This window comes from Amycolatopsis acidicola (genome assembly GCF_007713735.2).
Lineage (GTDB): Bacteria > Actinomycetota > Actinomycetes > Mycobacteriales > Pseudonocardiaceae > Amycolatopsis_E > Amycolatopsis_E acidicola.
Map to the genome: position 1 here is coordinate 20,667 of NZ_VMNW02000101.1, position 8,674 is coordinate 29,340.

Sequence of the window (8,674 nt, forward strand, 5' to 3'; positions counted from 1 at the left end):
GTGAACGATGGGTAACGTCGCGGGCGTGAGTGAGCGCAGCTGGGGCTTCCGGACACGCGCCCTGCACGCCGGCGGGACACCGGATCCGGCGACAGGGGCGCGCGCGGTGCCGATCTACCAGACCACGAGTTTCGTCTTCGAGGACGCGGCCGACGCGGCGAACCTGTTCGCCCTGCAGAAGTACGGAAACATCTACAGCCGGATCGGCAACCCGACCGTCGCCGCCTTCGAAGAACGCCTCGCCAGCCTCGAAGGCGGGATCGGCGGCGTCGCCACGAGCAGCGGGCAGGCGGCGGAGTTCCTGACGTTCTCCGCGCTGGCCGAGGCCGGGGATCACATCGTGGCGGCCAGCGGTCTCTACGGCGGCACCATCACGCAGCTCGACGGCACGTTGCGGCGTTTCGGCGTGGACACCACGTTCGTCGCGGGCGATTCGGTCGAGGCGTACGCCGAAGCGATCACGGACAAGACGAAGCTCATCTTCACCGAGGTCGTCGGCAACCCGAGCGGCGGCATCGCGGACATCGCGGCGCTGGCCGATCTCGCGCACAGCCACGACATCCCGCTGGTGGTCGACGCCACGCTGGCCACGCCGTACCTGTGCCGCCCGCTGGAGCACGGCGCGGACATCGTGCTGCATTCGGCGACGAAGTTCCTCGGCGGGCACGGCACGACGCTCGGCGGCATCGTCGTCGAATCGGGCCGGTTCAACTGGGGCAACGGGAAGTTCCCGCGGATGACCGAGGTCGTGCCGTCCTACGGCGGGCTCAAGTACTGGGAGAACTTCGGCGAGTACGCGTTCTGCACCAGGCTGCGGGCCGAGCAGCTGCGCGACATCGGCGCGGTGCTCTCGCCGCATTCGGCGTTCCTGCTGCTGCAGGGCGTGGAAACGTTGCCGCAGCGGATGGACGCGCACGTGGCCAACGCGCAGGCCGTCGCGGAATTCCTCGAAGCGGACGAGCGCGTCGCGTGGGTCAGCTACGCGGGTTTGCCCAGCCACGAGCACCACGAGCGCGCGAAGCGGTACCTGCCGAAGGGCCCGGGCGCGGTGTTCTCGTTCGGCGTCAAGGGCGGTCGCGCCGCGGGTGAGAAGTTCGTCGAGTCGGTCGAGCTGCTCTCGCACCTCGCGAACGTGGGCGACGCGCGCACGCTGGTCATCCACCCGGCTTCCACGACGCACCAGCAGCTTTCGGACGAACAGCTCAAGGCGGGCGGCGTCGGCCCCGACCTGATCCGGCTTTCGGTCGGGCTGGAGGACGTCGAAGACCTCCTCTGGGACCTCGACCAGGCGCTCGCGACGGCGGTGAAGGAAGCATGAGGACTGCTTGCAGGTCCGAATCATCGAGCACCATGCCGGCCGACGCAAGGACGCTGTCGCGGCTTGCCGCGTCCGACAAGGAGGCAGCATGAGCCTCGAAACCACCGTCCCCGAGCACGCCGTCCGCACTGGTGGCGCGCTGTCCTGGCAGCCGCCGACGGCGCGGCAGCGGCAGGCGATCCTGTCCCGCACCCAGTCGGTCACCATCGTCGGCGCCTCGAACAACCCGGCGCGGCCGAGCTACTTCGTGGCCACCTACCTGCTCTCTTCCAGCCGCTACCAGGTGAACTTCGTGAACCCGCGGCTCGACGAGCTGCTCGGGCAGCCGGTGTACCCGTCGCTGGCGGACGTGCCGGGGGAAATCGACCTGGTCAGCGTTTTCCGCAAGCACGAGGACCTGCCCGAGGTGGCCGAAGACGTCATCAAGACGGGCGCGCGCACGCTCTGGCTGCAGCTGGGCCTGTGGCACGAACCCGTGGCCGAGCGTGCCGCGGAAGCGGGGCTCGACGTGGTGATGAACCGCTGCGTGAAGATCGAGCACGCGCGGTTCGCGGGCGGACTGCACCTCGCCGGTTTCAACACGGGCGTGATTTCCTCCCGCCGGCAGGGAAAACCCTGATGTGACGGAAGAATCCGCGAGATAATCAACGTTGTGAGTGGCATGAGTGACGAGTTGCGGCTGACCTTCGTCGGCGGTCCGACGGCGCTGCTGGAGATCGGCGGCAAGCGGCTGCTGACGGACCCGACGTTCAGCCCGGCCGGCGCGCAGGACAGCGGCGGCGGCCGGACGCTGACCAAGACCGAGGGACCGGCGCTGCAGGCCGCGGACCTGGAGCCGATCGATGCCGTGCTGCTGTCGCACGACCAGCACGCGGACAACCTCGACGCGGCGGGCCGGGAGCTCGTCGGGCGGATCCTGCTGACCCTGACCACGGTCAGCGGCGCCCGGCGCCTCGGCGGCACGGCGCAGGGCCTGCCCCCGTGGGCGGCCATTTCGGTGGGCGCGCTGGAGGTCATCTCGGTGCCGGCCCAGCACGGTCCGCCGGGCTGTGAGGGCATCACCGGCGACGTCATCGGTTTCGTCCTGCGCGGCAAGGGGCTGCCGTCGGTCTACGTGTCCGGGGACAACGCCTCGCTGGACCAGGTGCGCGCCATCGCGCGCCGGGTCGGGCAGGTGGACGTGGCCGTGTTGTTCGCGGGCGCGGCGCGCACGTCACTGTTCGACGGGGCACCGTTGACGCTCACCAGCGAGGCGGCCGTGGAAGCCTCCCGCATCCTCGGCGCGCAGCACGTGATCCCGGTGCACACCCGCGGCTGGGAGCATTTCACCGAGGGCCCGGACGCTGTCCGCAAGGCGTTCGCGAACGCCGGGCTCGGGGAACGGCTGCACGTCCTCGAACCGGGCGAGTCGATCACGCTCCGGCGCGGAACCGCGCGATGACCTCCTCCCGGCCGGCTGCGGTGAGCCTGCCGTGGAGCCGGAGTCTTGCCATCCCGCCGTCGGGGTAGATGTCCAGGCGGAGGTGGGCGAGTTCGCGGGCCTCCGCCAGCGGGTAACGGTGCCGCGTGTCGGGCTGCAGCCTCGTCCGCGGCAGCACTTCGAACCACTCCTCGCCGTCGGCCGAGCCGGAAAGCGCTGCCCAGCCGGGCGCGTTTCCCTTGAAGTGCGTGGTGTCCAGCTCGGCCAGCCGCGGCACCCCGGTGCCGGCCAGCGCGATGGTCACCCAGTCGTTCCCGTCGTCGCGGCGGCGGGCGGTTTCCCAGCCCTCCCCCATCACGGCGGCGTCGCCGGGCGCGATGAGGTTCGCCGGGGAGGAGTAGAACATGTTGCTGGCGCCGGTGATCCGGGCGCCGTTCTCCAGCGCGGCCAGGTCGAGCGAGCCGAGGTCGAGCAGCCTCGGGTCGGCCACCGGCGTGCCGTGCACGCGTAGCCGCGCGACTCCGCCGTCGGGGTGGATCGTGAGGCGGATGTGGGTGAACCGGCGCCGGTCGGTGACCTCGAAGAAGTTCTCGCTGTCACCGGCCAGCGGTGAGCGCGGCACGATCGTCTGCCAGTCCATTTCGGACAGTTCGGCCGGGCTCGGGTAGCCGACCACGGAAAGCGCTTCGACGGAGGCGGCGGGCGGGTAGTTGCCGGTGAAGAACGCCGTGTTCACCACGACACCTTCGACCACACCGGGCAGCCCGAGCCGCACGATCGCCGCGTCACTGCCCGGCTCGCGGCGGCGGCGCGTCTCCCAGCCGTCGTAGATCTGGCCCTTGTGCCCGAAGTTCCACGGGCGGAATTCGGGCTCCGCGGGCTTGATCAGGTTCTCCCGCTCGGCGAACAACTCGTCGTTCGCCCACAGCACGCCGCCCCCGACGCGGCGGGACGCCAGCTCCGGTTCGTTCGTCCACTTCGGACGCTCCACTCGGTCACTCCCCTCGTACCAGCAGCTCGCCCCGCGGCGAACCGGTCAGCTCACTCCCCCGCAACCACGTCGAGCGCACCACCCCGGCCAGCTTCCGGCCGTGGTAGGCGCTGACGCGGTTGCGGTGCGCCAGGTTCGCCACGTCCACCACGAACTCCTCGTCCGGGGCGAACACGCAGAAATCCGCGTCGGCGCCGACGACCGTGCGGCCCTTGCGGCGCAAGCCGACCAGCTCGGCGGGACGCGCGGCCATCCAGCGCACGACGTCGGCCAGCTCGTGTCCGCGTCCGCGCGCCTGGGTCCACACCGCGGGCAGGCCGATCTGCAGGCTCGCCACCCCGCCCCAGGCTTCGCCGAAGTCCGGCCGTTTCAGCTCCGGAGTGCACGGCGAGTGGTCGCTGACCACGCAGTCGATCACGCCGTCGGCCAGGCCCTGCCACAGCCGCTCGCGGTTTTCGGCTTCGCGGATCGGCGGGCAGCACTTGAACTGCGTGGCGCCGTCGGCGATCTCCTCCGCCGTGAAGCTCAGGTAGTGCGGGCAGGTCTCGACGGTCAGCCGGACCCCGTCGCGGCGCGCCTGCGCGATCATCGGCAGCGCGTCCGAGGAGGACAGGTGCAGGATGTGCGCCCGCGCGCCGGTGCGGCGGGCCAGCTCGATGACGCGCGCGATGGCCACGTTTTCCGCGCCACGCGGGCGAGAACGCAGGAAACCCTCGTAGTGCTCGCCGTGCGGAGCAGGGGCTTCGTCGATGGTCTGCGCGTCCTCGGCGTGCACGATCATCATGGCGTCCGGTTCGCGCAGGATACGAAGATCGGCCTCGAGCTCGTCCGGGCCCAGTGGTGGGAACTCGTCCACGCCCGAGTGCAGCAGGAAGCACTTGAACCCGAACACGCCCGCGTCGTACAACGCGCGGAGTTCGCCGCCGTTGCCCGGGATCGCGCCACCCCAGAAGCCGACGTCCACGTGCACGCGCCCGCGCGCCGTCTCGCGTTTGACCTCCAGCGAAGGCACGTCCACGGTGGGCGGCAGGCTGTTGAGCGGCATGTCGACGATGGTCGTGATGCCCCCGGCGGCGGCCGCGCGGGTGGCCGTCTCGAAGCCCTCCCACTCGCTGCGGCCAGGGTCGTTCACGTGCACGTGCGTGTCGACCAGACCGGGCAGCAGCACTTCGTCCTCGGCCAGTTCCACAACGCGACTGGCCGTCAGCCCGTGGAATGGCTCCACGGCGACGATCCGGCCACCGTCCACGCCGACGCTCACAGACTGTTCGCGCCCGTCGACGATCGCGCGCCGCGCGTGGATCACCAGCTCCACCGCGTCACTCCCGTCCGGACAGCTGGGCGACGAGCTTCAGCAGCGCCCCGTGGTCGAGGCCGCCGTCGCCCTGCGCGTTGAGCGCGGCCATGAGCTGCGCGACGACAGCACCGAGCGGCGTCGCCACCCCGGCTTCGCGGGCGGCGGCCTGCACGATGCCGAGGTCCTTGTGATGCAGCTCCACCCGGAACCCTGGCGTGAACTCGCGCCGCACCATCGCGGCGGCCTTGCGGTCGAGGATGCGGTTGCCCGCCAGCCCACCGGAAAGCACCTCGATCGCGGCCTCCGTGTCGACGCCGTGCGCCTCCAGGAACACCAGCGACTCCGCCACCAGCTCGATGGTGCCGGCGACGATGAGCTGGTTCGCCGCCTTCACCGTCTGGCCCGAACCCGCCGCACCGACGTGCACCACCGTGCCGCCGACCGCGCGCAGAATGTTTTGCGCCGCCTGGAAATCCTCCGCCGCGCCGCCGACCATGATCGACAGCGTGCCGTCGATCGCGCCCTGTTCCCCACCGGAGACCGGCGCGTCGAGCGCGCGGACCCGACCGGCGATGGCGCGCGAGACCTCGGGGCGGATGGTGCTGCAGTCGATCAGCAGCACGCCCTCCGGCGCGTGGGCGAGCACTCCGTCGTCGCCGAGCACCACGCTCTCCACGTCGGGCGAATCGGGGAGCATCGTGATCACCACTTCGGCGTCACGCACGGCTTCCCCGACGCTGCTCGCCCCGCGTCCGCCCGCTTCGACGAACTTGTCCACTTTGGACCTGCCGCGGTTGTACCCGGTGACCTCGAACCCGGCCTTGACGAGGTTGGCCGCCATCGGCCCGCCCATGATGCCGAGCCCGATGAACCCGATCCTGGTCATCGTGCTCCCTCCAACCAGTCGAACGACTCCGCGCTGGGGCCGAGCGGGACGTACTCCAGCCCCACCCAGCCTTCGTAGCCCGCTTTCGCCAGCCGCGCCAGGTATGCCTCGATCCCGAGCGAGCCGGTGCCGGGCTGGTGCCGCCCCGGCGCGTCGGCGACCTGCACGTGCCCGACCCGGTCGAGGTGCTCGTCGATCACCGCGCCGAGGTCGTCGCCGTTGACGCCGAGGTGGTAGAGGTCGAACAGCAGCTGGACGTTCTCGCGGCCCAGGGTGTCGAGCACGGCGAAGGCGTCGGCCGCGGTCTTGAGCGGGTACCGTTCGGCGCCGGAGAGCGGTTCGAGCACGAGCCGCGCCCCGATCCGCCCGGCCTCGGCCGCCGCGAAGTCCAGATTGGACAAGGCCAGTTCGTGCGCGCCTTCGTTTCCGTAGAGCGCGTTGAAGGTGCGGCAGCCCAGGCGCCGCCCGATCTCGACGGCGAGGCGCACACTGTCGGCAAACTCACGCTCCCGGCCGGGCCACGACACCAGGCCGCGGTCGCCCGCCGCCATGTCGCCCGCGAAGAAGTTGAGGCTCACCAGCCGCACGCCGGCCTCGTCGATCGCGCGGACGAAGCCGTCGACCTCGGCGTCCGCCGGGGTGGCGGTGTCGAAGGGCCACCAGAACTCGACCGCCGTGAACCCGGCCGCCCGCGCCGCCGCGGCGCGTTCGAGCAGCGGGAGCTCGGTGAACAGGAGCGACAGGTTCACGTCGTAGCGCACGACTCTTCTTAGCCGCGCGGCCGGTCACCCGTCAAACACGCTTTGACTTAGGCAAAACGGTGCAGGAGGATTCTGGACGTGCTGCCCGAGCTGTCCCGCGCCACGCTGCTGAGCTGCCTCGACGTGCCACGCTGGGCGGACGCCGTATCGGCGGGCCAGCCGTACCGCGACCTTGCGGAGCTGCGGGCGAGCGCGGCCATCACGTTGACGCCGGAGGAGATCCGCCGCGCGATGGCCGCGCATCCCCGGATCGGCGAGCGGGCCACGGGCGCGTCGCGCACCGAGCAGTCCGGTGTGGACAGTGCGGCGGCGGAGAAGTTCCACGCGGCCAACGCGGAGTACGAAGAGCGGTTCGGGCACGTGTTCCTCGTCTGCGCCAGCGGGCGCAGCGGGGAGGAACTGCTGGCGAACCTGCGTTCCAGGATGAGCAACGAGCCGGCGGCCGAGCTGGCCGTGGCGGGGCGGGAGCTGGTCGCGATCGCCTTGCTGCGCTTGGAAAAGGCGGTGGCATGAGCCTGGTGACCACGCACGTGCTGGACACGGCGGCCGGGAAACCCGCGCGAGGGGTGCCCGTCCGGCTGGAGTCCGCGGCCGGGCCCGTCGCGGAAGGCGTGACGGACGAAGACGGCCGGGTCCGGGAGCTGGGGCCCGAACGACTCGAGCCCGGCGTGTACCGGCTGGTCTTCGACACCGAGGCGTACCTCGGCCCCGACGGTTTCTTCCCGGAGGTGGCGTTGTCGTTCCGGATCACCGATCCCGAGGCGCACCACCACGTTCCGGTGCTGCTCAGCCCGTTCGCCTACTCCACCTACCGAGGGAGCTGATCGCCGTGGGCATCACACTGGGCCCCAACCAGTACGGCAAGGCCGAGGTCCGGCTGGTCACGGTGGACCGCTCATCGGCGGTGCACCGGATCAAGGACCTCACGGTGTCCACCGCGCTGCGCGGCGAGCTTTCCGCTACGCACCTGCGAGGTGACAACGAGGGCGTGCTGGCCACGGACACGCAGAAGAACACCGTGTACGCGTTCGCCAAGCAGGCGCCGGTGGGTGAGATCGAGGAGTTCGGCCTCCGTTTGGCGCGGCATTTCACCGGCTCCTTCGAGAACATCACGGGCGCCAGGATCCTGATCGACGAGCACGGCTGGGACCGCATCCCCGTGCAGGGCAAGCCGCACGAACACGCCTTTTCCCGCTCAGGGGACGAAAAGCGCACCACCGCGGTGACGGTGCGGGGCGAGCGGGCGTGGGTGGTTTCGGGCCTGCGGGACCTGGTCGTGCTGAAGTCGACGGGCTCGGAGTTCCACGGCTTCCCGCGCGACGAGTACACGACGCTGGCGGAGACGGACGACCGCATCCTGGCCACCGCGGTCACGGCGCGGTGGCGGTACCGGAGTCTGGACGTCGACTGGGCCAAGAGCTTCGCCGAGGCCCGGCGGATCATGCTGGAGACCTTCGCGTCCCTGCACAGCTTTTCCTTGCAGCAGACGCTGTACGCGATGGGCGAGGCCGTGTTGAAGGAACGGCCCGAGGTGTGCGAAGTCCGGCTTTCCCTGCCGAACAAGCATCATTTCGCGGTGGACCTGAGCCCGTTCGGCCTGCCGAACGACAACGAGGTCTTCCACGCCGCCGACCGCCCTTACGGCCTCATCGAAGGCACGGTCCTGCGCGACGACGCCGAGGACCCGGGCCCCGCCTGGGATTAGGCTCTGTTGGGTAAGCGGCGGAGCCGGTTGCGGTGGGCCGTCACCTCGCACCGCCGGGGGTTTGGATGGGGCTGGCCGCGCGGAGCGCGTCCGTTGAGGGCGGTGGCGGGCGACGGGAGGTTCCCCTACCCGCACCGCCACGCAAACCACATCTGAAACACTCCCTAGCTGTACTGGCCCGGGAGGTTGCGAACGTGGGGACACGTAGTCGGATGATCTTGGCGTGAGGGAGGACCTCCGGGTTTGGTGTGGATCACCACAATCTGCACCACGCCACGGAGGTCCTCGTGTCACAC

The 8,674-nt window shown here is 70.6% G+C and carries 10 protein-coding genes; 6 read left to right on the top strand and 4 right to left on the bottom strand.

The genetic code is table 11. The features are described 5' to 3' along the window. Nucleotides 1-25: 25 nt before the first annotated feature. The 3 genes from FPZ12_RS38990 to FPZ12_RS39000 all read left to right on the top strand — a co-directional run bounded on the left by FPZ12_RS38990 (nucleotide 26) and on the right by FPZ12_RS39000 (nucleotide 2,759). Nucleotides 26-1,318 (top strand): O-acetylhomoserine aminocarboxypropyltransferase/cysteine synthase family protein, encoded by a 1,293-nt coding sequence (locus FPZ12_RS38990; protein ID WP_144755627.1) that lies wholly within the window; start codon nucleotides 26-28, stop codon nucleotides 1,316-1,318. Between the two features lie 88 nt (nucleotides 1,319-1,406). Then, nucleotides 1,407-1,937, top strand: coding sequence for a CoA-binding protein (locus tag FPZ12_RS38995; RefSeq protein ID WP_144755629.1), 531 nt, complete (start codon nucleotides 1,407-1,409; stop codon nucleotides 1,935-1,937). Between the two features lie 42 nt (nucleotides 1,938-1,979). After that, entirely contained in the window at nucleotides 1,980-2,759 is a 780-nt protein-coding gene (locus FPZ12_RS39000) for an MBL fold metallo-hydrolase (RefSeq protein ID WP_144755632.1), read from the top strand. On the opposite strand, the gene alc is transcribed toward FPZ12_RS39000, so the two are convergent. From alc to FPZ12_RS39020, 4 genes are read right to left on the bottom strand one after another with little or no spacing between them, the layout of a single operon-like run. Further along, nucleotides 2,731-3,729 carry an allantoicase gene (alc, locus tag FPZ12_RS39005; RefSeq protein ID WP_144755635.1) on the bottom strand — a complete coding sequence of 333 codons (999 nt, stop codon included), beginning with the start codon at nucleotides 3,727-3,729 and terminating at the stop codon, nucleotides 2,731-2,733. The genes FPZ12_RS39000 and alc overlap by 29 nt on opposite strands. A gap of 4 nt (nucleotides 3,730-3,733) precedes the next feature. Then, a complete protein-coding gene (gene allB / locus FPZ12_RS39010; protein ID WP_144755638.1) occupies nucleotides 3,734-5,044 on the bottom strand; it encodes an allantoinase AllB in 1,311 nt (436 codons plus the stop codon). A 4-nt stretch (nucleotides 5,045-5,048) separates the two neighbouring features. Beyond that, the gene (locus FPZ12_RS39015) at nucleotides 5,049-5,912 is read right to left on the bottom strand and encodes a 2-hydroxy-3-oxopropionate reductase (RefSeq protein WP_144755641.1); all 864 of its coding nucleotides are present in this window, start codon (nucleotides 5,910-5,912) and stop codon (nucleotides 5,049-5,051) included. Then, nucleotides 5,909-6,673: a hydroxypyruvate isomerase family protein gene (locus FPZ12_RS39020; RefSeq protein ID WP_243770252.1), complete on the bottom strand. Its 765-nt coding sequence runs from the start codon at nucleotides 6,671-6,673 to the stop codon at nucleotides 5,909-5,911. The genes FPZ12_RS39015 and FPZ12_RS39020 overlap by 4 nt, the downstream gene beginning before the upstream one ends. Before the next feature lie 78 nt (nucleotides 6,674-6,751). Here FPZ12_RS39020 and FPZ12_RS39025 point away from each other — a divergent pair, with 78 nt between their 5' ends. Genes FPZ12_RS39025 through pucL form a run of 3 tightly spaced genes read left to right on the top strand, consistent with a single transcriptional unit; the run spans nucleotide 6,752 to nucleotide 8,378 of the window. Further along, nucleotides 6,752-7,186, top strand: a complete 435-nt coding sequence (locus FPZ12_RS39025; protein ID WP_243770253.1) for a 2-oxo-4-hydroxy-4-carboxy-5-ureidoimidazoline decarboxylase — start codon at nucleotides 6,752-6,754, stop codon at nucleotides 7,184-7,186. After that, a complete protein-coding gene (gene uraH / locus FPZ12_RS39030) occupies nucleotides 7,183-7,497 on the top strand; it encodes a hydroxyisourate hydrolase (RefSeq protein ID WP_144755647.1) in 315 nt (104 codons plus the stop codon). Before FPZ12_RS39025 ends, uraH begins: the two co-directional genes overlap by 4 nt. A 5-nt stretch (nucleotides 7,498-7,502) precedes the next feature. Then, on the top strand, nucleotides 7,503-8,378 hold the full coding sequence (gene pucL, locus FPZ12_RS39035) for a factor-independent urate hydroxylase (RefSeq protein ID WP_144755650.1): 876 nt from the start codon (nucleotides 7,503-7,505) through the stop codon (nucleotides 8,376-8,378). The last annotated feature ends 296 nt before the right edge of the window (nucleotides 8,379-8,674 follow it).